The following is a 24,637-nucleotide window of genomic DNA, read 5'->3' as shown; positions in this document are numbered from 1 at the left end:
ATTTCCGTAGGAGAAAACCGCGTGGCCGGAATCATTCGGCGTCCGCCGCGCGCACGGCGCGGACGAATGCCGCCATCCGGGCGTGATCTTTCACGCCCCGGGCGCCCGCGACTTCGATGCCGCTCGAGACATCGACCGCGTACGGGCGCACGCGATGGATCGCATCACTGACGTTTTGCGCGTTCAACCCACCACTCAAAACGGCCCGACGCGCGAGCTCTGCTGGAATAAGTGACCAATCGAAAACCTTCCCGCCGCCGCCATAGCCTTCGACATGGGTGTCGAACAGAAGGCCGCTGGCGGCTGAATAGTTAAGCGCTGATTTTACCAAATCAGCCGGTTGAGTATCGGCTGCAACTCGCAACGCGCGCAACCAAGGCAAACCCGCAACGCCAGCAAGCGTTTCGGACTGCGCCGCAGTCTCGTCGCCGTGGAACTGCAGCAACGTCAGACCGACATTGCTGACGACCTCGCGGATCCAGTCCGGCGTGGGGTTGACGAACAGGCCCACGACCGACACGAATGGCGGCACGTCGTGCACCAGGTCGACCGCTTGCGCGATGCTGACCGAGCGCGGGCTCGGCGGATAAAACACGAGGCCGATCGCGTCGGCGCCGAGGTCGATCGCGTGGCTCACGTCTTCCGGCTTCGACAGGCCGCACAGCTTGATGCGCGTGCGATGCGGCGCGGCGTTTTGCGGCGCGCCGGCCTGGGCTTCGGTTACGAGGTTTTCGGTGCTGTTCATGATTCCGTTTGCTCGGTCCATACGGTACTCCACGGCACGCTGCCGGTGTGCGGCGCGGGCACCGCGAATTGCTCAGGATAGCCCACCTGCGCCAGATACAAACCGTCCGGCATGAAGGTCGGCGCGGCGACGTCGCGGTCGCGGCTTGCCAGCACTTCACTCATCCATTCGGCCGGATGACGGCCACGGCCGATATACACGAGGCACCCCATCAGGTTACGCACCATGTGATGCAGGAACGCGTTGGCCCGGAAGCGGAAGTGGACGAAATCGCCCTGCTGCCGGATGTCGATCTGATACAGGTGCTTGACCGGCGTTTTCGCCTGACATTGCGACGAACGGAAGGCCGAAAAGTCGTGCTCGCCGATCAGATGCGCGGCACCGGCACGCATGGCGTCGACGTCGAGCGGCGTGTGAACCCAGCCGACGCGCGCCGCCAGCATCGGCGAACGGACCGGATGGACGTAAAGCACGTAGTGATAGGTCCGTTCGAACGCGGCAAAACGTGCGTGAAACTCGTCCGGCATCGGCTTGGCCCACTGCACGGAGATGGTTTTCGGCAAGAACGCATTCGTGCCGCGCACCCATGAAACTTCCGCGCGATCGAGTTCGGTGTCGAAATGCGCGACCTGGCCGAGCCCATGCACGCCCGTATCCGTGCGGCCCGCGACGGTAATATGCACCGGCGTCCGCGCGAATTCGCTCAATGCCCGTTCGAGCTCGTCTTGCACGGTATTGCCGTGCGGTTGCGACTGCCAGCCGCAAAACGCCGAGCCGTCGTACTGAACCCCTAAAGCAATCCGCTTCACGACAACGGCGCGAGCGTCGACAGCAACGCGCGAGCCTCGGTGCGCGTGGCGGGATCGTTCGCTTCGATCACTTCGTTGATCAGCGAGCGCGCGCCGGACAGATCGCCGAGGTCGATGTACTCGGCGGCCAGATCGAGCTTGTTGCGCGCGATTCGAGTCAGATCCGCCGGCGTAAATGCCGGCAACGGCTGGGCCGGGCTCGGCGGCAATTCGAGGTCGAAGTCGAGCTTCAGCGCGCCGAAGCCTGCGGCGCCCAGACCACCCATCGAGCCGAAGCCCGAGGCGCCCAAGCCCGCGACGGCTGCATGCCCCGCGGTGCCGGCGGTGATTTCATCGGCGATATGCGGGACGTCGTCGGGATCGTGCGGCGCGAGGGCTTGCTGCGCGGTCGATTCCGGCGATGCAACCGGCTGCGTGGTCAACGACGCCGGGGCATGCAAACCGTCGAACGGCGATTCGATACGCGGCGGGAGCGGCATGTCGAGAGCGCTGAAGGCGTCGACGGCGTCGCGCGGGAATTCGGTCGGTGCGGTGAGAGTGTGCTGCGCTTGCGACAACGGTGTTGGCTCTGAGAAGGTTGATGCGCCGTCAGGCGTTGCGGCCTGGGTCGGTTGGTGCAGTTCGTAGGACGGTTGATAGGTTGCTGCGTCGTGTGCCGGGTCCAGATGCGTCAGCGGCACCGGGGGCAACGTTGTGTCGGGGAGCGGATGCGCCGATGCGTCGGCGTAAGGCTGGCCGAATGGCGTCGGCGTGTCGCGCGGCTCGGCGAGTTGCTGAGTGAAGTCGATGGCCGGTGGCGGGACGTTCAGCGGGCTTTGGATTTCGGCCGATGCCGTTTGCGGCGCGGCCGGTGCGCTCGGCGCGGGTTCGTCATCCCATTGCAGACGATGGGCGGGCGGCTCGTGCTGGAAGGATTCGTCGACCGGTTCGAGCGGTTCGAGCGGGGTCAGCGGCAAAGCTTCGGCGCCTAGCTCGGCTGCGGCGGCGAGGCTCGCGGCGGTGGTTGCGCTGTTGAAGTTTTCGCGTTCTGCTGCTGCGTGTTCTGCTGCCGCGCGCTCGGCAGCGGCTTGTTCTGATGCTGCGTGTTCTGATGCTGCGTGTTCGGCCGCTGCGTGTTCGGCCGCTGCGTGTTCGGCCGCTGCTCGTTCTGCCGTTACGCGCTCATCCGCTGCGGCTCGCTCCGCAGCCTGTCCCGCTGCCGCACGCTCTGCCTCTGCCTGTTCCTTCGCTACGCGCTCCGACTCAGCGCGCTCCGCGGCAGCACTTTCCGCTGCCTTGCGCTCCGCTTCCCGTGCCGCCGCCTGGCGAATCTCCGCGTCACGTTCCGCAGCCTCGCGTTCAGCCTGTTCGCGCGCAGCCGCCGCGCCTTCCGCCGCCTCATGTTCAGCAGCGGCCAACGCGGCCGCATGCGACAGCGACACATCGGCGCTATCGTCAGATGTATCTCGCGCCGAACCCAGCTCGCGTGCCGATGCAACGTCGTGCGGATCATTAGCTTGAGCCGACGCCACTGTGTCGCCATTCGCTGCGCTGACCTCGGCCGCAGCGTTCGCATCGCGCTTACGTCGACGCATGCGCAAAGCCGCCAGCAGGACCACCAGCGCTGCACCGACTGCTGCCGCGATGCTCAAGCCGACCTGCGAAATACCGCCGTCATTCGACACGGTAGTCGCCACGCCGCCATGCCCCGACACGGCTGCCGCGGACGACGCACCCGCCGGCGCCACAACGCCCGTGGAAGCAGCGCGCGTCGCAGCAGGAGAGCCGCCGATGCCGTGCTTCTGCAATTCCATCAGCACGCGATTTTTCAGCGCGAGCAGTTGCTGCAAGCTGGAGACCTGCGCGCGAGGTTGCGACGCCGCTTGCGCAGCCGTCGCCGCGCTACCTGCCGCAGACGCGGAAGCGCCCGCAGCGGACTCGCTAGCCGACGGCTGAATCGACCCTGACCACTCATGCGCGCCGCTGGCCGGCGATGCCGTCTGCGAGCCCGCCACGGGCGCGGACGCAACCGCGCCGCCTGCCGTCGTGGCGTCACTACCCGGCGTTGCCGAGCCGGCCTCTGTGACCGCACTGGCGGTCCCCGGCACGGCCATAGCTGGTGCTGCAGCGTGCGCCGCAGCACTGGCCGCGCTGGCCGCTGCGGCCGCCGCGGCATTGGCCTGCGCGACTGCGCTTGCCGCGCCAGTCGCTGCAGCCGCACCTGTGGCAGTGGTCGGAGCCATCGTCGCAACCGGCGCGGAAGCAGCCGCCGCCGAAGCCGAGGATGAACCCGAAGCCCCCGAAACCGTAGCCGAAGCTGCCAACACTCCCGACGCATCCAGCGCCGGGACCGTCAGCACCGCCCCAAGGCGCATCCGACTCGGATCGTGACTCATGAACGCGTTCGGGTTCGCATCGAACAGCGCACGGGACGCGCGTGCGAGCGTCGCCCGATCGTGCGACTGCGTGACGGCGATCGCCACGTCGTTCAACGACTGTCCGGGCTTCACCGTGAGTTGCCCGCCGTTCGCATACGAAACGGACGCGGCATCCGGCGCACTCGCGGCGGCGCCGGGCGCGGCGAGCGCGCTGCTCATGCCGACGCCAGCCAGCGCGAACGTAACCGCGGCGACTGCGGCCACAGCCGCCGAAGCCGACAAGCGGCCACTGCCCTGATGAATGAACATAGCCCGAAGGGATGAGAGTCGAAGGTTCATCGGGACCCCTGGCGCGTCAGCGCGCAGCCCTTTTTTGCGGTTGGAAAGAGACAAGATAATCGGAGCACACAATGAAAAAAGCGCCGCGCAAGCGCGACGCTTCTTGAGTTTTCTACGCGTCGTGAGCGCGTAGTTTACTTTACTTGTCGAGCACAATGCGAAGCATGCGACGCAGCGGTTCCGCCGCGCCCCACAGCAACTGATCGCCGACCGTGAAAGCCGACAGATATTCGCCGCCCATCGCAAGCTTGCGCACTCGGCCGACCGGAACCGTCAGCGTACCCGTGACCACCGCCGGGGACAGATCGCGCATGGATGCCTCGCGCTCGTTCGGCACGACCTTCACCCAGTCGTTGCCCGACGCGAGGATGCTGTTCACTTCGTCCAGCGGCACGTCTTTGTTCAGCTTGATGGTCAACGCCTGCGAATGGCAGCGCATTGCACCGATCCGTACGCACAGGCCGTCTACCGGGATCGAACCCGGCGTGCCCATGGCCGGCTTGCCGAGAATCTTGTTGGTTTCGGCGCCGCCCTTCCATTCTTCTTTCGACATACCGTTGCCGAGATCCTTGTCGATCCACGGAATCAGCGAGCCGGCGAGCGGCACGCCGAAGTTGTCGGTCGGCATGCGGTCGCTGTTCATGGCCGACAACACGCGACGGTCGATGTCCAGAATCGCCGACGACGGATCCGCCAGGTCTTCCTTCGCGGCGCCGTACAGCGTGCCCATTTGCTGCAGCAGTTCGCGCATGTTTTGCGCGCCCGCGCCCGAAGCGGCCTGATACGTCATGGCCGTCATCCAGTCGACGAGGTTTTCGCGGAACAGACCGCCCAGCGCCATCAGCATCAGGCTGACCGTGCAGTTGCCGCCGATGAAATTCTTCTGGCCTTTAACCAGCGCGTTCTTGATCACGTCGAGATTGACCGGATCGAGAATGATGACCGCGTCGTCCTTCATGCGCAGCGACGAAGCCGCGTCGATCCAGTAGCCGTTCCAACCCGCCGCACGCAGCTTCGGGAACACTTCGTTCGTGTAGTCGCCGCCCTGGCACGAGATGATCGCTTCGCACTTCTTCAGGTCTTCGATGCTTGTCGCATCTTTGAGCTTGGTCTCGTTTTTGGCGAACGACGGCGCGTTGCCGCCCGCGTTGCTGGTGCTGAAAAACACCGGTTCGATCAAGTCGAAATCGCCTTCCTGTTGCATACGTTGCATCAGGACGCTGCCGACCATGCCGCGCCAACCTACGAGACCTACGTTCATGACTTCATACCCTTCGAATTGGAAACTTCCCCGCATCTTTGCCCGCAGTGACCGCGCGGGGAAGATGAGCGGGCACGACGGACGATCAGCGTTTCGTGATCGTTTTCGGGGTAATCGTTTTGGTGATTGCTTTGGTGGTAATGGCGAGCTTAACCACACGGGCCGTTGTGCCGTGCGATTTCGAAATCGAGGAGATTTGAGCTACTTGTGCCATCGCTACAATATACACGAAAACCTGAATCCGGCGACGCTAAAGTCCGCCGCTATCGTCCGTATTACGCGCGAATCGGCCTGTTTCAAGGCCGATTCGCGTTTTAAAGGCCGCGTTTGAACGCGCCTGATCTCTGCCTGAACCGCGCCTGCTTTACAGCGCCGCGACCACTGCGTCGCCCATTTCAACCGTGCCGACCTGCTTGCAACCCGGCGTCAGAATATCGCCCGTGCGATAACCCTGTTCGAGCACCTTCTTCACCGCGGTTTCAATGCGATCCGCCTGCTCCGCCTTGTTCAGCGAATAGCGCAGCATCATGGCGGCCGACAGAATGGTCGCCAGCGGATTGGCCACGCCCTTGCCGGCGATGTCCGGCGCGGAACCGTGCGACGGCTCGTACAAGCCCTTGTTGCTCTTGTCGAGCGAAGCCGACGGCAGCATGCCGATCGAGCCCGTGAGCATGGCCGCTTCGTCGGACAGAATGTCGCCGAACATGTTGCCGGTGACAACCACGTCGAACGCTTTCGGCGCCTTCACGAGTTGCATGGCCGCGTTGTCGACGTACATGTGCGACAGCTCGACGTCCGCGTATTCCTTCGAGACGTCGATCATCACGTCACGCCAGAATTGCGACGTTTCCAGCACGTTCGCCTTGTCCACGCTCGTCAGCTTTTTCTGGCGCTTTTGCGCGGCCTGAAACGCGACGTGCGCAATACGGCGCACTTCGGGTTCCGAATAACGCATGGTGTCGAAGCCTTCCTTCGCGCCTTCGAACAAACCATCCGGCGACGAACGCACGCCGCGCGGCGCGCCGAAGTAGATGTCGCCGTTCAGCTCGCGCACGATCAGGATGTCGAGCCCCGACACGATCTCTTCCTTCAACGACGAAGCGCCGGTGAGTTGCGGATAGCAGATCGCCGGACGGAAGTTCGCGAACAGTTGCAGGTGCTTGCGCAGACCCAGAATGGCCTGCTCCGGACGCAGCGCGCGTTCGAGGCTGTCGTACTTCCAGTCGCCGACGGCGCCGAACAGGATCGCGTCGGCTTCCTTCGCCAGCGCCAGCGTCGAATCGGGCAGCGGGTGGCCCTTCGCTTCGTAGCCCGCGCCGCCAACCGGCGCTTCTTCGAGTTCGAACTTTTCGCCGAGTACGTTCAGGACCTTGACGGCCTCCTTGACGATTTCGGGACCGATGCCGTCGCCCGGCAAGACTGCGATCTTCATGCGAATTCCTTGAGGTTTGCTTCGAGAAAGTGGAACGCGTGCGTTAGCCGACGATGCGGTGATTCAGCCACGGCTGCTTGGTCAGGCGTTCCGCTTCGAACTGGCGAATCTTGTCCGCGTGACGCAGCGTGAGGCCGATATCGTCGAAACCGTTCAGCAGGCAGTACTTGCGGAAGCCGGCGACTTCGAACGGATACGCGGCGCCGCCGTCCGACGTGCGCACAACTTGCGCCTCGAGGTCGACGGTCAGCTCGAACCCGTTGAACGCGTAGGTCTCGTTGAACAGATGATCGACTTCCTGCTCCGTCAGCACGATCGGCAGCACGCCGTTCTTGAAGCAGTTGTTATAGAAAATATCGGCGAAGCTCGGCGCGATGATCGCGCGGAAGCCGTATTGCTGGAGCGCCCACGGCGCATGCTCACGCGAGCTGCCGCAGCCGAAGTTCTTGCGCGCCAGCAGCACGGAGGCGCCCTGATAACGCGCCTGGTTCAGCACGAAATCCGGATTCAGCGGACGCTTCGAATTGTCCTGGCCCGGTTCGCCGTGATCGAGGTAACGCCATTCGTCGAACGCGTTCGGGCCGAAACCCGTGCGCTTGATCGACTTCAGGAATTGCTTCGGAATGATCGCGTCCGTGTCGACGTTCTCGCGATCGAGCGGCGCCACGACGCCGGTGTGTACGATGAATTTATCCATGACGCTTGCGCCTGTTTCAAAAGCGGGCAATGCGCGCGGCGGCTGGAATGCCGCTCGCCGCAAAGCCGGCAACAATCAAAAACCGCTCATTTATCAGCGTGATTGCTGATCGAATTGCCGAGGTGTGACATGTCCTCGCCGAATCCGTGCACCGTGTTGCAGCCGGCCAGACCGAGCAATAGCCCAGCCAGAGTACCGAGCGCGAAACGGCGCAATAGAGTGGTGCGATTCATGTTCTTCATCTTGCGGTTTATCCAAGCTTGCGAATATCGACGAAATGCCCTTCGATGGCCGCAGCCGCAGCCATCGCGGGGCTGACCAGGTGGGTACGGCCACCGGCACCCTGACGACCTTCAAAATTACGATTCGACGTGGACGCGCAACGCTCGCCCGGATCCAGCCGGTCGGCGTTCATGGCGAGGCACATCGAGCAACCGGGTTCACGCCATTCGAAACCGGCATCGGTAAAGACCTTGTCGAGGCCTTCGCGTTCCGCTTGCGCCTTCACCAGACCCGAACCCGGCACGACCATGGCAAGGCGGATGTTCGGTGCGACGCGGCGGCCGAGTTTCTTGACGACGTAAGCCGCGGCGCGAATGTCTTCAATGCGCGCGTTGGTGCACGACCCGATGAAGATTTTATCCGGCTTGATCGACTCGATCGGTGCGTTCGGTTCGAGCGCCATGTATTTCAACGCACGTTCCATCGCGTCGCGCTTGACCGGGTCTTTTTCACGTTCCGGGTCCGGCACGCGGCCGTCCACGGCCGTGACCATTTCCGGCGACGTGCCCCAGGTGACTTGCGGCACGATCTCGGCAGCGTTCAGCTCGACCACGCGGTCGAATTGCGCGCCGTCGTCCGTCTTGAACTGCTTCCAGTATTCGACCGCGTGATCCCATTCCACGCCTTCCGGCGAGAACGGACGGCCTTTCAGGTACTCGACCGTGGTGTTATCTACCGCGACCATGCCGGCGCGCGCGCCGGCTTCGATCGCCATGTTGCAGACCGTCATGCGGCCTTCCATGGACAGCGCGCGAATTGTCGAACCGCCGAATTCGATCGCGTAACCGGTGCCGCCCGCGGTGCCGATCTTGCCGATGATCGCGAGCACGATGTCTTTCGCGGTGCAGCCGCGCGGCAGCGGACCTTCGACCTTCACCAGCATGTTCTTGCTCTTCTTCTGCAAGAGCGTTTGCGTGGCCAGCACGTGCTCGACTTCGGACGTGCCGATGCCGTGCGCGAGCGCGCCGAACGCACCGTGCGTGGACGTGTGCGAGTCGCCGCAGACGATCGTCATGCCCGGCAGCGTGGCACCCTGCTCCGGCCCGATGATGTGCACGATGCCTTGACGCAGGTCGTTCATCTTGAACTGCGTGATGCCGTAGGCGTCGCAGTTCGTATCCAGCGTGTCGACTTGCAGCTTCGAAACCGGATCGGCGATGCCGTGGCTGCGGTCGGTGGTGGGCACGTTGTGGTCGGAGACCGCCAGATTCGCGCTGATGCGCCACACCGGACGCTCAGCCAGCTTCAGGCCTTCGAATGCCTGCGGGCTGGTCACTTCGTGCAGCAGATGACGGTCGATATAAAGAATCGTCGTACCGTCTTCTTCCGTGTGGATCACGTGCGTGTTCCACAATTTGTCGTAGAGAGTCTGTGCCATGGTGTATGCGGGATAGTTGACTGCGGGCTGACTGTGTCGGTCGATTATGCCACGCAGCGCTTCCCTTTGGGCCGCACATCCACGGAGAAAACCGATAAAAAACAGGGAGTTGGGTGGTAGTGACGATACCTGTATCGACGCCACCCGGCAGCCGGGGCCGCGCTCCGGCTCGCCTCAGCGTTCGAGGTCGAATCCGAGTTGCACGCGTCCCAGCGGCGTCAGATCGCTCTCCTGCGCGCGTCCCGTGAAGTCGGTTTCGAAGTGATCGGCGGGGAAGTCCGGCGGGCTGTCGCCGCGCAGGAAGCTCGGCAGTTGCCGCTTAAGATACGCGTCGTTTTTTGCGCACCACGGCGCGGACGCGATGTACATCACGTTGCTGTAGCCGCTGCCCCGATGCGTGTCTTCAACGGAATGCACGACGTCGCTGTGCCAGAACACGGCGTCGCCGGGTTGCATGTGAGGGATCGGCGTGACCGCCTCGAGCAGCAGGCTGTGCCACGCCGGCTGGATCGACAGCGCGCGGGCCGGTTGCGCGCCGCACAGTTCGTCGTCGGGCACGTCGTCCTGCAACGCGCGCAGGACCACGTAGGCCATCGCGCTGGCGATCGGGATCAGTTGCAGCGTACCGTCGCCGGGGCCTTGCGGCGTGAGCGCGGTCCAGCCTTGAAACGTGCGGAACATCGAACACACCGCCGGCGAAGCAATCTCCTGCACATCGGGGCGAAACGCGGCGTCGAACGGATCGTAGGCGCGCCAGTTGCCCGACACCACGTGCCGGTAGACCTTTTGAAAATTCGGATCGAGCCAGCGCTCGACCGACCCGCCGTCGACGTGCGGCGACAAACCCAGCGATTCCGATCCTGGCAGTCGACGGCGAATCCGGTCCGCGTAGACCGGCACTCGCTCAGGGTCGAAGTGGGTCTTGCCCTCGCTTTCCGAGGTCCACAGGCGGTTCAGAAACACCTGCGTGTGAGTCAGTTGTTCGGACTGCCGCGCGGCCGTTTGCGGCTTCGACCAGTAGACGCCGTAAATCTGCGGCTTGCTGGAGGACAGGTTGCCGAAGTATTTGTCTTCGGCGCGATGTGCGAGCTTGCCGTCGAGGTTGTTGCGCTCGACGTAATCGGCGATTTCGTCGTTCCAGTCGCCCGCTTGCTGCGGGTCGAACACGCGCCGCACCACGCAGGCGCCGCGGGTCTTGATACTGGCGATCGTGCGCGGATCGACGTCGCCGGAAACGATCGACGCATAGTCGAACACTGGAATCGCTTCGCGCCCCTGCTCGCGGTCGCGTCGAATGGCGTCGACCTGCTGACGGATCGCACCTTCCACTTCGTTGAACACCTGCTTGTAGTTGGGCAACGCGGCGCGCAAAGCACGTTTCGTGGCGCGAATCGCCTCGGGAAGATTGTCGATAACGAGCGGCATGGCGTGTCTCCTTGAATCGCTGGATCGGTTTTTGTGTGTTGACTCGCTGCCAGATTAAGGACCTTTACCAGCCCGCATGCATCCTATCCGGCCAAGTATCGATACAATTTGGACATTCGCCGTGTTCTCCCTCTCGCGACCAGGTTGCCTCACGTGAAACCTCAATACGAACGCGTCACCATTCCCGATGGCTGTTCTGTGCGCGTTTATCATCGCCAACTCGCGCAGATTCCGTTCGAATGGCATCACCACCCGGAATACGAACTGACGCTGACCATGAATAGCCGTGGCCGCCGCTTTATCGGCGATCACAGCGCCGAATATGACGGCGACGATCTCGTGCTGGTGCCGCCGGATATGCCACACACGTGGGCCTCCGTCGAACCGATCGACCCGCGCGAGCCGCAGGTGGCGATCGTGATCTGGTTCAGTGGCGATTGGGTGCGGCGTATCGCCGATTGCTGCCCGGAGTTCGCGGCATTGCGCACGCTGCTCAGGCGTGGCGCGCCAGGGCTGCGATTCGCGAGCGAAGCCGCCGCCCTGATGCGCGGCCGCATGGATGCGTTGCTGGACGATCAGTCGCCGCGTGTGCGGCTCGGCGCGGTGCTGGAGGTGCTGGCTGACCTCTCGGATGCGGAGGCCGAGCCGCTGGCGTCACCCGTGATACATCGACAGGCGGCGCAGCCTTCGAGCGTTCGCGGTGCGCGGTCGAATCAGGGGCAATGGCCGATGGACGGGGCGCAAACAACGCAACCACCTCCGCTCGCGTCAAGCGGGCAACGTTCCAGCCTCACGCCCGCTGTCGCGCCCGGCGGCAGTGCATCACAAGCGGAGCGCCTGAATCGGGTGCTCGATCTGTTGGACCGGCGGTTTCACGAACCGCTGCGGATCGCCGAACTGTGTTCCGTGGCAAACCTCTCGGAGCGCTCGTTGCACCGGTACTTCGTGCGGCATGTGGGCGAAAGTGTTGGACGATATCTGAACCGCCTGCGCATTGGTTACGCCGCGCGGCAATTGACCGCCACGGCGTGGCCGATCTCATTGATCGCAACGAAAGCGGGATTTCCAAGCCTCGCCCATTTCAACCGGCAATTTCTTGCGTCGCGCGGCATGACGCCTAGTGCTTATCGGCAATTCTTCGAAGCACACGGGCATGCGCCGAAAGATGCCACCTCGGCTGAGCTGGACACGCGCCCCACTTCGCTGGAGCGATCAGGACGTCGATCGCAGCGCATGCCTCGTCAATGAGGTCAGGTTGCGGGTGAATCGTCTAGTGAACAGGCCGAACCGCTTTGCAGACGGCCATTGTCAACGTTGACGGGTCGGACTCTTTTGTCGTGCACCTCTGATTAGTTTCGTTAGGACCCGGCACCGTCACGGAGGCGGCGTTAGCCAGACGTGCCGTCGATCCGGGCGGCAAGGCTTCCCAGCAGATGCGGGGATCTGCCAGCAGTTCCCATTCCGGCATTAATTCGAACCCGGCGGGACAGGTTTCTCCACCTTTCGCCACTTTAGTGGTTGAAAGAAACTTGTTCCCTTGACCGATACCGTTATTGCAAAACGTGAGCGCCGGTTTTCGCTGAAGCGTTCCCTGCCAAACATTGCAGGTCACCGTGCTGAACCAGCCGTCAGCCAGGCCGATTTCTCTAACACCGCCCGCCGAATGAGACAGCATGGAGCACAACTCCGATTGATGCGCCATTGCCTGCCTCACGTTGACCGGCGAATAATTTCCCCAGCACGCCGAGCCTTGTGGCGATTCAGAGGAAACCACCACTTCAGACGTTACGCGAGAGATTTTCTTGCATAAAGACGTTTCGGTTTGGTTAGTGCTTTTTGTTATTACACAGGGTACGTTCTCGCTTCCCGACACTACGTTTTTTCCGGCAAGTCTGGCAAAGGAATGCAACTCGAGATGCGTCGAACAGATACTCGAATCTTTCTCAATGTCTTCTGCCGTCACGAGTTGATAGCCGGTGGGACATCCGGGAACCGGACTATTTGTCATGTGTATCGGATGCTTTGAGGTTGTGCATATTTCGCCGTTGGTTAACTCCGTATCCCGGTTATATATAATCATGCAGCTTGAATCGGCACTTTTTAGCAAGTAGCCTCCACGAGTGCGAAATTTGTCGCCCACGTCCATGCGCGCGCATAGCGATTCTTTATAGATGTCCGCGATGCTCTCCGGCATTTCCTCCCAACTGCCGTTACAGTATCCGTGCCCTGCACCATCCACAATAATATTCACCGTCGCGTAAAAATCCGCTTCCTGATTTGCGCTGCGCTCCCCTTCCAGGCATGGGCCGCCACAGGCGGTCGAACTTAAAGCCGCCAGATATCCCGTGTAGTAATCGTGGTCCATTGCTCCATTTTCGAACGGGATACATTGATCCGCCGCGGATCTTGCAGCCTGCCGCGCAGCGGGTGTGGATAGCCTTCCGCAACTGGTGTATTCCGTCCACGGCATTTCGTTCCACGCTGCATGCCCCACGGGGAAATGGGCAAGCTGCGGTTGCGATCCCGGGGGCGGTAACGTGAAAGCAATATGATTGGGATTGTATTGAGGATTGGGTGTCATCGGCGTGGAAGGAGCTTCGGCCGCGGACCGCCAACCGACAACCTGATACCAATGGATTCGTCCCATTGCGGCCCATTCATTCTCCGCACGCAGCACTGGGTCTAGAAACCTTCCAAGACTGGCGTTGACGTCGATGAAATTTGCCGTCGGCCGGATCGTGTAGACATAACCGGTCCGAAAACCTCCCCCGTGGTCCCACAACCAGCGGTAAGCCCGAATAAAATCACTGCTCGTGGCAACGTAACCTGAATAGTCATTGTCCGGCCCGGCATGCCCGGTTGCGTGATTGAAGAGACTCATGTTGGCAATCGTTCCGGGACGCGATGTGTCGACGCCCCTCGCAACGAATCCGCCTGCGCGTCTTACTTCGTTTGGCGTGCGCGTGTCAGCCCGATAAACCAGATCCGGTATTTGCGCTGGCTGCGCAACGACATTTCCGACTGCACAAAATAGCAGCACGCATAAAGCGCCAACGCTCGCCGATATCCTCATATATCCACCTATTTTGAGTCGCCCCTGAAGCATTAGGGATACAGGATTCCTTCTGTATTGAAAATAATATAGGTTTCAGAAACCCGCTCGTCCGGCTCGCCCATCACATAAGATCCTATGCCGATCGGTATCCCGCCGGCGATCGGGTCGAAAAATCTCAGAGAAAGCGAATTTTCACGGCTACAAACGGAATAGCTAACCGAAACATTTGAATTAAAATTTCTCTCAATCGATAGATTGACGTATTGCGCGACCACATCGTAATAAAATCCTAACGTACTGTCATTCAATTGACTGGCGGTTGTTTTCTGGACGATGCAGGGCTTCTTGCTGGTGGAAATAAACAGATAGAGGTCGATATTCGAGTTATTCTTGTCGGCCAGACTAATCGCATATTTGTAGATGGATTTCTCCGGGATCGGTTTCTCGAACGAAAAGCGCGGATTCAGTTGTACTGTGCCCCCTGAATTCGCCAATGAAGACCAGTTGCTATCCTTGTAATAAGATAGCCCGTATCGCTGCGCAAAGATCGGCGTGAAACTGACGTTTATGTAAAGCACGGGTCCGTTCGCGGCAATTGCAATCGGCGACGTCGCGAAACCGAGCACTGACAGAATCACAAGTGTTGCAGCCGCGAATCTCAGCTTTCGTCTCAGCCTCACCTTGCCCTCCTCAATGAACGTTCAATTCTGGTTGGCATTGAATCAGACCACTATCGTGGATACAGGATGCCCTCGGTGTTTAAAAAAATATAGGTTTCTGAAATCCGCTCATTCATATTCGCGTACGATCCTATTGCAATCGGTACACCGCTAGTCAGCGGATCGAAAAACCGTACCGCAAGCGTATTATCGCGACTGCAAACAGAATAAGACGTCGAAACATTGGAATTGAAAACATGACCGATCGAGAGGTCCGTATATTGGGTCGTCACGTTGTAGACAACCCCTAACACTTCGCCTGCCAGGTTGCCGGACCTTGCCATCTGCACGATGCACGGGTCTTTGTTTGTCGAAATAAATAAATAAAAGTCCGCGTTCGTATTATTCTTTTCCTTCACGTAAATTGCATACTTGTACGAAGATACGTGAGGCGGAGATTGTTCGAACGAGAAGCGCGGCCTTGAAGACACCGTGGTTGCCGAATTTCTCAACGGAATCCATGCATTTCCGTCGTAGTAAGATAAATCATACTTTTTCGCAAAATATTCCGAAAAATCGATAATCGTACTAAGGGTAGGCGCTTCCGCTCTCGCATTCCGCGCAACCATCAAGAAAAGAAGAACGCATAGGGCCGCATTGAGTATGGTTGCGAATCCGAACTTTTCTTTTGTCGTCATCTTGCCCTCCTTGGTGCAGGCAATTGCTCGCCTCAGGTCACGACGCGTCAGAAACCGATTAAGTCCGGCTTGCCAACTCATTCCGGCTTCGAGGTCGGTTCGTGAATTGATAGTACGTACGTCCCGTCTACTTTCCCGTGATCTGCCGATGACATTTTCATCATGTTCCGGAGATGCTTCTTTACGGGAAGCGCAAAGAGCGCGGTTTCAACGAGTCGTTGAATAACGGGACCATCCTGAGGCATTGCACCGCAGGCAAATAAAAACGCGTCTTTTCCGACGCACAAACAAAAAAGCCCCGGCAATTGCCGGGGCTTCGATCCTGCTAAAACCAGTCGATCAACGTTGCGTGATCGGCTTGGCTTCGCGTTCCGTATCGCCAACAAACAGTTGACGCGGACGGCCAATCTTCTGTTCCGGATCGGCGATCATTTCGTTCCACTGCGCAATCCAGCCCACCGTACGTGCCATCGCGAAGATACACGTGAACATGGACGTCGGGATGCCCAGCGCGCGTTGCACGATGCCCGAGTAGAAGTCGACGTTCGGGTACAGCTTGCGCGACACGAAGTATTCGTCTTCCAGTGCGATCTTTTCCAGCGCCATGGCCAGCTTGAACAGCGGGTCGTCGTGCAGGCCCAGCTCTTCCAGCACTTCGTGGCAGGTTTCGCGCATCAGCTTCGCACGCGGATCGTAATTCTTGTACACGCGGTGACCGAAGCCCATCAGCTTCACGCCCGAGTTCTTGTCCTTCACCTGCTTGATGAACTCAGGAATGTTGTCGACCGAGCCGATTTCTTCCAGCATGTTCAGTGCGGCTTCGTTCGCACCACCGTGCGCCGGGCCCCACAGACAGGCGATACCCGCCGCGATACACGCGAACGGGTTCGCGCCCGACGAACCGGCGAGACGCACGGTCGAGGTCGACGCATTCTGTTCATGATCCGCGTGCAGAATCAGGATACGGTCGAGCGCGCGCACCAGCACGTCGTTGACCTGGTACTCTTCGCACGGGTTCGAGAACATCATGTGCATGAAGTTCGCGCTGTACGACAGGTCGTTCTTCGGGTACGCAAACGGCTGGCCGATGCTGTACTTGTACGCCATCGCGACCAGCGTCGGCAGCTTCGCGATCATGCGAATGGCCGACACTTCACGGTGACGCGGATTGTTGATGTCGAGCGAGTCGTGATAGAACGCCGACAGCGCGCCGACAGCCGCGACCAGAATCGCCATCGGGTGTGCGTCGCGACGGAAGCCACGGAAGAAGAAGTGCATTTGCTCGTGCACCATCGTGTGCTTCGTGACGGTGTTCACGAACTCTTCTTTCTGCTGTTCGTTCGGCAGTTCGCCTTTCAGCAGCAGATAGCAGGTTTCGAGGAAGTCCGCGTTTTGCGCGAGGTTGTCGATCGGGTAGCCGCGGTACAGGAGCTCGCCCTTGTCGCCGTCGATGTAGGTGATCGCCGAATTGCAAGCCGCCGTCGACATGAAGCCCGGGTCGTACGTGAACTTGCCGGTCTGGCCGTACAGCTTGCGGATGTCGATCACGTCCGGGCCGAGAGTGCCCTTGTAAATCGGCATTTCAACGCTCGGCGAATTGTCGCTGAACGATAGCGTGGCTTTAACATCTGACGGGGTCATAGCACATCCTCAATCGAAGTATGGAAACAGGGTTTCGATAATTGCACGCCTGGAACAACGGACTAGCGGCGCTCAAGCGTTGCGCAGCAGCTCCAGCACCCGGATCACATCCGGGTCCGCGAGGTCGCCTTCCGGTTCCTTGCGAGCCAGCAGCAAGTCCATCAGGTCGTTATCGCTCAGCTCGAGCAGGCGCGTAAGGGCGCCCACGTCGGCATCACTGAGGTCATGCTCATATCGGCCGAAAAAACGTTCAAAGATCAGATCGTTTTCCAGCAGGCCGCGCCGCGCGCGCCAGCGAAGGCGCGCGCGGCGAAGAGGGTCGGACTGATGCGGTGTTTCTGGGTTCATCATCCTAGACAGCGCGACGTACCATCAATTCCTTGATCTTGCCAATCGCCTTGGTCGGGTTCAGGCCCTTCGGGCACACGTCGACGCAATTCATGATGGTATGGCAACGGAACAGACGGTACGGATCTTCCAGGTTGTCGAGGCGCTCGCCCGTTGCTTCGTCGCGGCTGTCCGCGATGAAACGATAGGCTTGCAACAGGCCAGCCGGGCCGACGAACTTGTCCGGATTCCACCAGAAGCTCGGGCACGACGTCGAGCAGCTAGCGCACAGAATACATTCGTACAGGCCGTCGAGCTCGTCGCGCTCTTCCGGCGACTGCAGACGTTCCTTTTCCGGCGGCGGCGTGTCGTTGATCAGGTACGGCTTGATCGAGTGGTACTGGTTGAAGAACTGCGTGAAGTCGCAGATCAGGTCGCGCACCACCGGCAGACCCGGCAGCGGACGCAGCACGATCTTTTGCGGCAGATCGTTCAGGTTCGTCAGACAAGCCAGACCGTTCTTGCCGTTGATGTTCATTGCGTCCGAACCGCACACGCCTTCACGGCACGAACGGCGGAACGACAACGTTTCATCGACTTCCTTCAACTTCAGGAGCGCGTCGAGCAGCATGCGTTCGTGCGAGTCGATTTCGATCTCGTACGACTGCATGCGCGGCGCTGCGTCCTTGTCCGGGTCGTAGCGATAAATTTCAAATGTACGCTTTGCCATTTCTGAATTCCTTTAGCTTGTGCCTTAGAAGGTCCGCGCTTTCGGCGGGACCGATTCGACCGTCAGCGGTTGCATGTGAACCGGCTTGTAGTCGAGGCGATCGCCTTCGCTGAACCACAGCGTATGGCGCAGCCAGTTTTCGTCGTCGCGATGTTCGAAGTCGTTCTGCGCGTGCGCGCCACGGCTTTCTTTGCGAGCGTCGGCGGAAACCATCGTGGCGCGGGCCACTTCGATCAGGTTCGCCACTTCCAGCGCTTCGATACGCGCGGTGTTGAACACCTTCGACTTGTCCTTCAGATGGATGTTGTCGACGCGTTCAGCCACTTCGCGAATGCGCTCCACACCTTCCGACAGCAGAGCCGACGTACGGAACACGCCAGCGTGCTTCTGCATCGTGCCGCGAATGTCGTTCGCGACCGATTGCGCGTACTCACCCGACGACGAGCTATCCAGCTTGGCCAGACGCGACAGCGCGAAATCGGCAGCGTCGGCCGGCAGCGGCTTGTGCTCCTTGATTTCCTTCACGTGCTTGACGATGTGGTTGCCGGCCGCGCGGCCGAACACCACCAGGTCCAGCAGCGAGTTCGTGCCGAGACGGTTCGCACCGTGCACCGACACGCACGAGCATTCGCCCACGGCGTAGAAACCGTTGACCGGATCTTCCGCGCCCTTCGACGTACCCACGACCTGGCCGTGAATATTCGTAGGAATGCCACCCATCTGATAGTGGATGGTCGGCACGACCGGGATCGGCTCTTTAATACAATCGACGTTCGCGAACTTCATTGCGATTTCGCGGATCGACGGCAGACGCTTCATGATCGTCTCGGCGCCGATGTGCGACAGGTCGAGCAGCACGTGGTCCTTGTTCGGACCCACGCCGCGGCCTTCCTTGATTTCCTGGTCCATCGAACGCGACACGAAGTCACGCGGCGCCAGATCCTTCAGCGTCGGTGCGTAGCGTTCCATGAAACGCTCGCCGTTCGAGTTACGCAGAATGCCGCCTTCGCCGCGCACGCCTTCGGTAATCAGCACGCCCGCGCCGGCCACGCCGGTCGGGTGGAATTGCCAGAATTCCATGTCTTGCAGTGCGATGCCCGAACGCGCGGCCATGCCCAGGCCGTCACCGGTGTTGATGAACGCATTCGTGGAGGCCGCGAAAATCCGGCCCGCGCCGCCCGTAGCGAACAGCGTGGTCTTGCCTTCGAGAATGTAGACGTCGCCGGTTTCCATTTCCAGCGCGGTCACGCCGAGCACGTCGCCTTCGGCGTCGCGGATCAGATCCAGCGCCATCCATTCGACGAAGAACTGCGTCTTGGCTTCGACGTTCTTCTGATACAGCGTGTGCAGCAGCGCGTGACCGGTACGGTCGGCGGCCGCGCAAGCGCGTTGCACCGGCTTTTCGCCGTAGTTCGCGGTGTGGCCGCCGAACGGGCGTTGGTAAATCGTGCCGTCGGCGTTACGGTCGAACGGCATGCCGAAATGTTCGAGTTCGTAGACAGCGTTCGGTGCTTCGCGGCACATGAACTCGATCGCGTCCTGGTCGCCGAGCCAGTCGGAACCCTTGATCGTGTCGTAGAAGTGATAGTGCCAGTTGTCTTCGCTCATGTTGCCGAGCGAAGCGCCGATGCCGCCTTGAGCAGCCACCGTGTGCGAACGCGTCGGGAACACTTTGGACAGCACGCAAACCGACAGACCGGCGCGCGCGAGTTGCAGCGAGGCGCGCATTCCCGAGCCGCCTGCACCGACGATAACCACGTCGAAACGGCGACGCGGCAGAGAATTCTTGATTGCAGCCATTCTTTTACACTCTCCAGAGAATCTGCGCAGCGTAGCCCGCACACGCGAGCAGCCAGACGATCGTCAGCGCTTGAAGCAGCAGGCGCGTGCCAACGGGCTTCACATAGTCCATCCAGATGTCCCGGATACCAACCCACGCGTGATAGAACAGCGAGAGCAGCGTGACAAACGTGGCGAGCTTCATCCATTGCGTCGCGAAGATCGACGCCCAGCCGTCGTACGAGAAATCGTGCGCGCCGAAGAACCAGGCGAGCAGGATGACCGTATAGACCGCCATGATGGCAGCGGTGATGCGTTGCGCGAGCCAGTCGCGCAGACCGTAATGCGCGCCGACGACGAGACGCTTCGGACCAATTCGGTTATTACTTGCCATTTTTTTAGAATGCTCCGAAGAGTTTGAGCGCGAAGACAATCGTCAGGAGCGACGAAACGACCAGTACGACGATGGAGGTTTGCTTGCCCTTCTCTTTGGTCGTGAGGCCGTGGCTCGTGTCCATGATCAGGTGACGCACACCTGCGCAGAAATGGAACAGGAAGGCCCACGCGAGAACGAGCGTGATGAGCTTGACGATGATGTTGGAGAGGAAGCCCTTGAAGACATCGAAACTGAGTTCGGACGTCAGGCTCTGATCAAAGAGGTACAGCAGGAACGGAAGAAAAACAAAAAGCAGACCACCGCTCAAGCGGTGCAAGATCGACACTCGCCCCGCTAGCGGGAGACGGTATGCCGTCAAAATCTGCCCGATACCGATGTTCCGGAATTCCGGCCTCGGTTTTTTTACGGCTTCAGCCATGCTAGACCCCTACTATGTAGTCACACTAATCCGCAATTTTAGCGCCTTTTTATATCGCGCTGCAGCGAAAACCACGACAGGTCCGTTACAGCACACGCGATAAAGACGCCTTCAAACAGGCGCGGGTGTGGGACGCCGCGCCTTTTTCCAGCCTGTTCAGCTTAGATCGTTCTGATAGTAATACCCGGTTGTGACATACCAACCACGGCGCACCTCAACCGGCCGGTCACCATATGTATAGGACACGCGCTCGACCGATAACAGCGGAAAACCAGCGGGCACATTCAGCAGATCGGCCACGGCGGGTTCCGCCGCCACCGCACGGATCTTCTCCGTGGCGCGGATCATGCGCGTGCCGAATTCCGTCTCGAACATCGCGTAGAGGGGACCTTTATACTCCGACAGTCGTTCGAGCGTGAGGCCGCGAAACACCGCACCGGGCAGCCAGATTTCGTCGAGCACGGTGACTTCGCCGTCGAACTGCAGCAGACGTTTGATCAACACCACCGGATCGGCGGGCTTGAGATCGAGTTGCCGCGCGATGTCCGCCGAAGCGCGCAAACGCCGGCACTCCAGCAGGCGGCTGACGTGCGGATGCTCCGCGCCGTCATCGGCCAGTAATCTGAGGAAGCGAAACTGGGCGCGGTCTTCGTTGTGCGTTGCAACAAACGTACCTTTGCCCTGGCGACGGACCAGCAGGTTGTCCGCGGCAAGTTCGTCGATCGCCTTGCGCACCGTGCCCTGACTGACCTTGTATCTGGCCGCCAATTCGACTTCACTAGGAATGATCTCGCCCGGCTTCCATTCGCCGCTTTCCAGGCTCTGCGTAATCAAGCCCTTGATCTGCTGATACAAGGGGCTGAAAGTCGGCGACGTGGCGGGAACGGCCGCGGGCACACCTTCGCCCGCGGCCGCCTGGCCGCTCGGATTCGTTGTGTTCGCCGGGTTCGAATTCATGCGCGCATTTCATCATAAAGGCCTAGGCCGCGTCTAGGGTTTTCCCCGCAACAGATATGTCTTATATAAGACATAAGATAATGTTGACTTTGTGTCTGACGACTCCTACACTCCTTGTCGAGCAAGGGTTTGCGGGTTTTTCGGAGGCTGCTGAAGGCAGCGCCGCGACGCACCGGCAGCCACTCTGCACCATGCTGTTCCCTCGCAGTTCAGGTTTCGATCCGCCCGCCATTCGTTGGTCAGACGCTTGCCGAAACGCGCTGTTTGCAGGAGCCCGCACCGTGCAGCGGCTACTCGGCGCCTCATTATTCCGCTCCCCCGCTCGGTGTAACAGAATCAGGTTTCCGGCATGGCGGTCTTGTCGCAGCGCGCCACCCGGCCTCGTCACGATTACGAGGTCGTCCGCGAACAGTGAATTCCGCCGTGTTTCACAACGCTTCGCTGAACGCACATATAGAATGGCGTTTTCCCTAGCGTCTAACGCATCGTCCTGGAGATTTCTCAATGGCTAAGCCCGCAAAGCGCGTTGCCGTCACCGGCGCCGCAGGTCAAATCGCTTACTCCCTGCTGTTCCGCATCGCCAATGGCGACCTGCTCGGCAAGGACCAACCGGTTGTCCTGCAACTGCTCGACCTGCCGCAAGCGCAAGGCGCCGTCAAAGGCGTCGTGATGGAACTGGATGATTGCGCATTCCCGCTGCTGTCGGGCGTCGTGATCACGGACGACCCGAAGGTCGCATTCAAGGATGCCGACGTGGCCCTGCTGGTCGGCGCCCGCCCGCGTTCGAAAGGCATGGAGCGTAAAGACCTGCTGTCGGCTAACGCTGAAATCTTCACGGTTCAGGGCAAGGCGCTGAACGAAGTCGCGAGCCGCGACGTGAAGGTGCTGGTGGTCGGCAACCCGGCCAACACGAACGCCTACATCGCCATGAAGTCGGCGCCGGATCTGCCGAAGAAGAACTTCACCGCCATGCTGCGCCTAGACCACAACCGCGCACTGTCGCAACTGGCCGCCAAGTCGGGCAAGCCGGTCGCGTCGATCGAAAAGCTGGCCGTGTGGGGCAATCACTCGCCGACCATGTACCCGGACTTCCGCATTGCAACGGCAGAAGGTCAAGACCTGACCAAGCTGATCAACGACGAAGAATGGAACCGCAACACGTTCATCCCGACCGTCGGCAAGCGCGGCGCAGCGATCATCGAAGCGCGCGGCCTGTCGTCGGCAGCGTCGGCGGCTAACGCTGCGATCGACCACGTGCGTGACTGGGTGCTCGGCACGAACGGCAAGTGGGTCACCATGGGTATCCCGTCGGACGGTTCGTACGGCATTCCGGAAGACATCATCTACGGTGTGCCGGTTACGTGCGAAAACGGCGAATACAAGCGTGTGGAAGGCCTGGAAATCGACGCGTTCTCGCGCGAGAAGATGGACGGCACGCTGAACGAACTGCTGGAAGAGCGCGAAGGCGTTCAACACCTGCTCGGCTAAGCGCCCATGCAGATGAGCCGGAACTCCTCCGTAGTAACACCGCGGCGGGTTCCGGTTTTTTACGTGCGAATGATGATGCCGACACGGCGGTTCGCACCTGATTCGAACGCGTTTTGCGCCGCTGCTTCACGGCATGACAAGCTGTACAGCGAGCAGAGCGCGTCCGAATCAGCTTTCTCTCAACATTTCCCACGCTCCTGACGCCGAAGATGCGCGCCCTCACACCCGCCGAAGTGCTGTTTGACGGCGAAGTGCCGCCCGCTGTGCTGCCTGCCTGCGATCACTACGCCGGCAGCGAAAAGCTGATGCTGAAATCGCTCGCGTTGCAGCAGCAACTCGGGCCGGTGTTCGACATCACGCTCGATTGCGAAGACGGCGCTCAGGTGGGTCGCGAAGCGGAACACGCGGAGCTGGTCGCGTCGCTGCTGGGCAGCGAGCATGACCACTTTGGCCGCGTCGGCGTGCGGATTCACGACTTCGATCACGCGCACTGGCGCGACGACGTCCGTCTCATTCTGCGGGCCGCGAAGCGAGCGCCTGCTTACATCACGCTGCCCAAGATCCGTCACGTCGCCGACGCCGCCGAAATGGTCGCGTACATCGAGGCGATGCGCCGCGAGCTGGGCATCGCGCAACCGGTGCCGGTGCAATTGCTGGTCGAGACGCACGGCGCGCTCACGCGCGTGTTCGATCTGGCCGCGCTGCCGGGCGTCGAAGCCCTGAGCTTCGGCCTGATGGATTTCGTGTCCGCGCACAACGGCGCGATTCCCGATACTGCGATGCGCTCGCCCGGTCAGTTCGATCATCCGCTGGTGCGGCGGGCCAAGCTGGAGATATCGGCCGCGTGTCACGCTTACGGCAAGGTGCCGTCGCATAACGTCAGCACGGAAGTGCGCGATATGAGCGTGGTGGCGAACGACGCCGCGCGCGCTCGCAACGAATTCGGCTACACGCGCATGTGGAGCATCCATCCGGCGCAGATCGAGGCGATCGTCGCCGCGTTCGCCCCGCGCGACGAAGAAATCGCCACGGCCACCGAGATCCTGCTCGCCGCGCAGTCCGCCCAATGGGGGCCGACGCGCCATCACGACACGCTGCACGATCGCGCCAGCTACCGCTACTACTGGTCGGTGCTGCGCCGTGCGCGAGCCACGGGCCGCGCGATCGCACAAGACGCCGCGCCGCTCTTCGCGGAAGTGGGCGCTAACGCGCACGCCGCATCATGAGCTTGACGCCACGTCATACCGTCGGCCTCGCGTCGCGGAACCACGCTGGCATGCGGCGCCGGGCAAGCGGCTCGCAGGATCAGATCAGGCAGCACGCAGCACACGTCGAACACGCGGTTCAACCTGAAGCAACGAGCAGGCACAAAGGAGATTGCGGGAGATGAGCGAGACAACGCAAAACGCCGGTGCACAAAGCGGCGACGAACCCAAGAGCGGCTTCAAGCCGAAGAAATCCGTTGCGCTGTCGGGCGTGACGGCGGGCAACACCGCCCTGTGCACGGTCGGCAAGACCGGCAACGACCTGCATTACCGCGGCTACGACATTCTCGACATTGCCGGCGCGTGCGAATTCGAAGAGATCGCCTATCTGCTGGTCCACGAAAAGCTGCCGACCCAAGCCGAACTGACCGCGTACAAGACCAAACTCAAAGGCATGCGCGGCCTGCCCGCGAACGTGAAAGCCGCGCTCGAATGGATTCCGGCCGCCGCCCACCCGATGGACGTGATGCGCACCGGCGTCTCGGTGCTCGGCACCGT

23 protein-coding genes are annotated in these 24,637 nt (G+C 60.9%); 4 read left to right on the top strand and 19 right to left on the bottom strand.

Features of this window, described 5'->3' with window-relative positions; translation table 11 throughout:
* Nucleotides 1-31: 31 nt before the first annotated feature.
* The 9 genes from HWY05_RS33390 to HWY05_RS33350 all read right to left on the bottom strand — a co-directional run bounded on the left by HWY05_RS33390 (nucleotide 32) and on the right by HWY05_RS33350 (nucleotide 10,725).
* A complete protein-coding gene (locus HWY05_RS33390; protein WP_176061035.1) occupies nucleotides 32-745 on the bottom strand; it encodes a phosphoribosylanthranilate isomerase in 714 nt (237 codons plus the stop codon).
* Nucleotides 742-1,554, bottom strand: coding sequence for a tRNA pseudouridine(38-40) synthase TruA (gene truA, locus HWY05_RS33385; RefSeq protein ID WP_176061034.1), 813 nt, complete (start codon nucleotides 1,552-1,554; stop codon nucleotides 742-744). Before truA ends, HWY05_RS33390 begins: the two co-directional genes overlap by 4 nt.
* Nucleotides 1,551-4,250 (bottom strand): FimV/HubP family polar landmark protein, encoded by a 2,700-nt coding sequence (locus tag HWY05_RS33380; protein ID WP_176061033.1) that lies wholly within the window; start codon nucleotides 4,248-4,250, stop codon nucleotides 1,551-1,553. Before HWY05_RS33380 ends, truA begins: the two co-directional genes overlap by 4 nt.
* A 139-nt stretch (nucleotides 4,251-4,389) precedes the next feature.
* Nucleotides 4,390-5,511, bottom strand: a complete 1,122-nt coding sequence (asd, locus tag HWY05_RS33375) for an aspartate-semialdehyde dehydrogenase (protein WP_027805102.1) — start codon at nucleotides 5,509-5,511, stop codon at nucleotides 4,390-4,392.
* Between the two features lie 364 nt (nucleotides 5,512-5,875).
* Nucleotides 5,876-6,943: a 3-isopropylmalate dehydrogenase gene (leuB, locus tag HWY05_RS33370; protein WP_035561011.1), complete on the bottom strand. Its 1,068-nt coding sequence runs from the start codon at nucleotides 6,941-6,943 to the stop codon at nucleotides 5,876-5,878.
* Nucleotides 6,944-6,986: 43 nt separating this feature from the next.
* Nucleotides 6,987-7,640 (bottom strand): 3-isopropylmalate dehydratase small subunit, encoded by a 654-nt coding sequence (gene leuD, locus HWY05_RS33365; protein ID WP_035561007.1) that lies wholly within the window; start codon nucleotides 7,638-7,640, stop codon nucleotides 6,987-6,989.
* A gap of 86 nt (nucleotides 7,641-7,726) precedes the next feature.
* Nucleotides 7,727-7,882 (bottom strand): entericidin A/B family lipoprotein, encoded by a 156-nt coding sequence (locus tag HWY05_RS33360; RefSeq protein ID WP_035561004.1) that lies wholly within the window; start codon nucleotides 7,880-7,882, stop codon nucleotides 7,727-7,729.
* Nucleotides 7,883-7,890: 8 nt separating this feature from the next.
* Nucleotides 7,891-9,300, bottom strand: coding sequence for a 3-isopropylmalate dehydratase large subunit (gene leuC, locus HWY05_RS33355; RefSeq protein ID WP_035561001.1), 1,410 nt, complete (start codon nucleotides 9,298-9,300; stop codon nucleotides 7,891-7,893).
* 174 nt (nucleotides 9,301-9,474) lie between these two features.
* Nucleotides 9,475-10,725 (bottom strand): DUF1479 domain-containing protein, encoded by a 1,251-nt coding sequence (locus HWY05_RS33350; protein ID WP_176061032.1) that lies wholly within the window; start codon nucleotides 10,723-10,725, stop codon nucleotides 9,475-9,477.
* Between the two features lie 153 nt (nucleotides 10,726-10,878).
* On the opposite strand from HWY05_RS33350, the gene HWY05_RS33345 reads away from it, so the two are divergent.
* Nucleotides 10,879-11,973 carry an AraC family transcriptional regulator gene (locus HWY05_RS33345; protein WP_176061031.1) on the top strand — a complete coding sequence of 365 codons (1,095 nt, stop codon included), beginning with the start codon at nucleotides 10,879-10,881 and terminating at the stop codon, nucleotides 11,971-11,973.
* 22 nt (nucleotides 11,974-11,995) lie between these two features.
* On the opposite strand, the gene HWY05_RS33340 is transcribed toward HWY05_RS33345, so the two are convergent.
* The 10 genes from HWY05_RS33340 to HWY05_RS33295 all read right to left on the bottom strand — a co-directional run bounded on the left by HWY05_RS33340 (nucleotide 11,996) and on the right by HWY05_RS33295 (nucleotide 21,386).
* Nucleotides 11,996-13,798: an enterotoxin A family protein gene (locus HWY05_RS33340; protein ID WP_176061030.1), complete on the bottom strand. Its 1,803-nt coding sequence runs from the start codon at nucleotides 13,796-13,798 to the stop codon at nucleotides 11,996-11,998.
* A 32-nt stretch (nucleotides 13,799-13,830) separates the two neighbouring features.
* Nucleotides 13,831-14,460 (bottom strand): hypothetical protein, encoded by a 630-nt coding sequence (locus tag HWY05_RS33335; protein ID WP_176061029.1) that lies wholly within the window; start codon nucleotides 14,458-14,460, stop codon nucleotides 13,831-13,833.
* Between the two features lie 50 nt (nucleotides 14,461-14,510).
* The gene (locus tag HWY05_RS33330; protein ID WP_156126782.1) at nucleotides 14,511-15,218 is read right to left on the bottom strand and encodes a hypothetical protein; all 708 of its coding nucleotides are present in this window, start codon (nucleotides 15,216-15,218) and stop codon (nucleotides 14,511-14,513) included.
* A 258-nt stretch (nucleotides 15,219-15,476) separates the two neighbouring features.
* Entirely contained in the window at nucleotides 15,477-16,778 is a 1,302-nt protein-coding gene (gltA, locus tag HWY05_RS33325) for a citrate synthase (protein WP_035560993.1), read from the bottom strand.
* Between the two features lie 72 nt (nucleotides 16,779-16,850).
* Nucleotides 16,851-17,126: a succinate dehydrogenase assembly factor 2 gene (locus HWY05_RS33320; RefSeq protein WP_035564031.1), complete on the bottom strand. Its 276-nt coding sequence runs from the start codon at nucleotides 17,124-17,126 to the stop codon at nucleotides 16,851-16,853.
* Nucleotides 17,127-17,130: 4 nt separating this feature from the next.
* Nucleotides 17,131-17,835: a succinate dehydrogenase iron-sulfur subunit gene (locus HWY05_RS33315; protein WP_035560990.1), complete on the bottom strand. Its 705-nt coding sequence runs from the start codon at nucleotides 17,833-17,835 to the stop codon at nucleotides 17,131-17,133.
* A 24-nt stretch (nucleotides 17,836-17,859) separates the two neighbouring features.
* Entirely contained in the window at nucleotides 17,860-19,635 is a 1,776-nt protein-coding gene (sdhA, locus tag HWY05_RS33310) for a succinate dehydrogenase flavoprotein subunit (protein WP_035560987.1), read from the bottom strand.
* 4 nt (nucleotides 19,636-19,639) lie between these two features.
* Nucleotides 19,640-20,008 carry a succinate dehydrogenase, hydrophobic membrane anchor protein gene (gene sdhD / locus HWY05_RS33305; protein WP_035560984.1) on the bottom strand — a complete coding sequence of 123 codons (369 nt, stop codon included), beginning with the start codon at nucleotides 20,006-20,008 and terminating at the stop codon, nucleotides 19,640-19,642.
* A 4-nt stretch (nucleotides 20,009-20,012) separates the two neighbouring features.
* Nucleotides 20,013-20,429: a succinate dehydrogenase, cytochrome b556 subunit gene (gene sdhC, locus HWY05_RS33300; protein WP_035560982.1), complete on the bottom strand. Its 417-nt coding sequence runs from the start codon at nucleotides 20,427-20,429 to the stop codon at nucleotides 20,013-20,015.
* Nucleotides 20,430-20,585: 156 nt separating this feature from the next.
* Nucleotides 20,586-21,386 (bottom strand): GntR family transcriptional regulator, encoded by an 801-nt coding sequence (locus HWY05_RS33295; protein WP_035560980.1) that lies wholly within the window; start codon nucleotides 21,384-21,386, stop codon nucleotides 20,586-20,588.
* Nucleotides 21,387-21,890: 504 nt separating this feature from the next.
* On the opposite strand from HWY05_RS33295, the gene HWY05_RS33290 reads away from it, so the two are divergent.
* The 3 genes from HWY05_RS33290 to HWY05_RS33280 all read left to right on the top strand — a co-directional run.
* Nucleotides 21,891-22,874, top strand: a complete 984-nt coding sequence (locus tag HWY05_RS33290; RefSeq protein WP_176061028.1) for a malate dehydrogenase — start codon at nucleotides 21,891-21,893, stop codon at nucleotides 22,872-22,874.
* A gap of 209 nt (nucleotides 22,875-23,083) precedes the next feature.
* Nucleotides 23,084-24,100: an aldolase/citrate lyase family protein gene (locus HWY05_RS33285; protein WP_176061027.1), complete on the top strand. Its 1,017-nt coding sequence runs from the start codon at nucleotides 23,084-23,086 to the stop codon at nucleotides 24,098-24,100.
* A gap of 160 nt (nucleotides 24,101-24,260) precedes the next feature.
* Nucleotides 24,261-24,637 (top strand): citrate/2-methylcitrate synthase (locus HWY05_RS33280; RefSeq protein WP_279614194.1); only part of this gene is annotated, 377 nt, incomplete at its 3' end.

Source organism: Paraburkholderia sp. BCC1876 (genome assembly GCF_902833695.1).
In the GTDB taxonomy this organism is placed as follows: domain Bacteria; phylum Pseudomonadota; class Gammaproteobacteria; order Burkholderiales; family Burkholderiaceae; genus Paraburkholderia.
The sequence above is the reverse complement of the archived record's forward strand: the minus strand, read 5'-3'. Positions and strand labels throughout refer to the sequence as shown.

Excerpts from the sequence above, each read along its gene's own strand:
- sdhC (WP_035560982.1), bottom strand. The coding sequence starts at position 20,429 with ATGGCTGAAGCCGTAAAAAAACCGAGGCCGGAATTCCGGAACATCGGT.
- HWY05_RS33350 (WP_176061032.1), bottom strand. The coding sequence starts at position 10,725 with ATGCCGCTCGTTATCGACAATCTTCCCGAGGCGATTCGCGCCACGAAA.
- gltA (WP_035560993.1), bottom strand. The coding sequence starts at position 16,778 with ATGACCCCGTCAGATGTTAAAGCCACGCTATCGTTCAGCGACAATTCG.
- leuD (WP_035561007.1), bottom strand. The coding sequence starts at position 7,640 with ATGGATAAATTCATCGTACACACCGGCGTCGTGGCGCCGCTCGATCGC.
- leuC (WP_035561001.1), bottom strand. The coding sequence starts at position 9,300 with ATGGCACAGACTCTCTACGACAAATTGTGGAACACGCACGTGATCCAC.
- HWY05_RS33315 (WP_035560990.1), bottom strand. The coding sequence starts at position 17,835 with ATGGCAAAGCGTACATTTGAAATTTATCGCTACGACCCGGACAAGGAC.
- HWY05_RS33295 (WP_035560980.1), bottom strand. The coding sequence starts at position 21,386 with ATGAATTCGAACCCGGCGAACACAACGAATCCGAGCGGCCAGGCGGCC.
- HWY05_RS33360 (WP_035561004.1), bottom strand. The coding sequence starts at position 7,882 with ATGAAGAACATGAATCGCACCACTCTATTGCGCCGTTTCGCGCTCGGT.
- sdhA (WP_035560987.1), bottom strand. The coding sequence starts at position 19,635 with ATGGCTGCAATCAAGAATTCTCTGCCGCGTCGCCGTTTCGACGTGGTT.
- HWY05_RS33340 (WP_176061030.1), bottom strand. The coding sequence starts at position 13,798 with ATGAGGATATCGGCGAGCGTTGGCGCTTTATGCGTGCTGCTATTTTGT.
- HWY05_RS33330 (WP_156126782.1), bottom strand. The coding sequence starts at position 15,218 with ATGAGTTGGCAAGCCGGACTTAATCGGTTTCTGACGCGTCGTGACCTG.
- HWY05_RS33285 (WP_176061027.1), top strand. The coding sequence starts at position 23,084 with ATGCGCGCCCTCACACCCGCCGAAGTGCTGTTTGACGGCGAAGTGCCG.
- HWY05_RS33390 (WP_176061035.1), bottom strand. The coding sequence starts at position 745 with ATGAACAGCACCGAAAACCTCGTAACCGAAGCCCAGGCCGGCGCGCCG.
- HWY05_RS33320 (WP_035564031.1), bottom strand. The coding sequence starts at position 17,126 with ATGAACCCAGAAACACCGCATCAGTCCGACCCTCTTCGCCGCGCGCGC.
- leuB (WP_035561011.1), bottom strand. The coding sequence starts at position 6,943 with ATGAAGATCGCAGTCTTGCCGGGCGACGGCATCGGTCCCGAAATCGTC.
- sdhD (WP_035560984.1), bottom strand. The coding sequence starts at position 20,008 with ATGGCAAGTAATAACCGAATTGGTCCGAAGCGTCTCGTCGTCGGCGCG.
- HWY05_RS33380 (WP_176061033.1), bottom strand. The coding sequence starts at position 4,250 with ATGAACCTTCGACTCTCATCCCTTCGGGCTATGTTCATTCATCAGGGC.
- asd (WP_027805102.1), bottom strand. The coding sequence starts at position 5,511 with ATGAACGTAGGTCTCGTAGGTTGGCGCGGCATGGTCGGCAGCGTCCTG.
- HWY05_RS33290 (WP_176061028.1), top strand. The coding sequence starts at position 21,891 with ATGGCTAAGCCCGCAAAGCGCGTTGCCGTCACCGGCGCCGCAGGTCAA.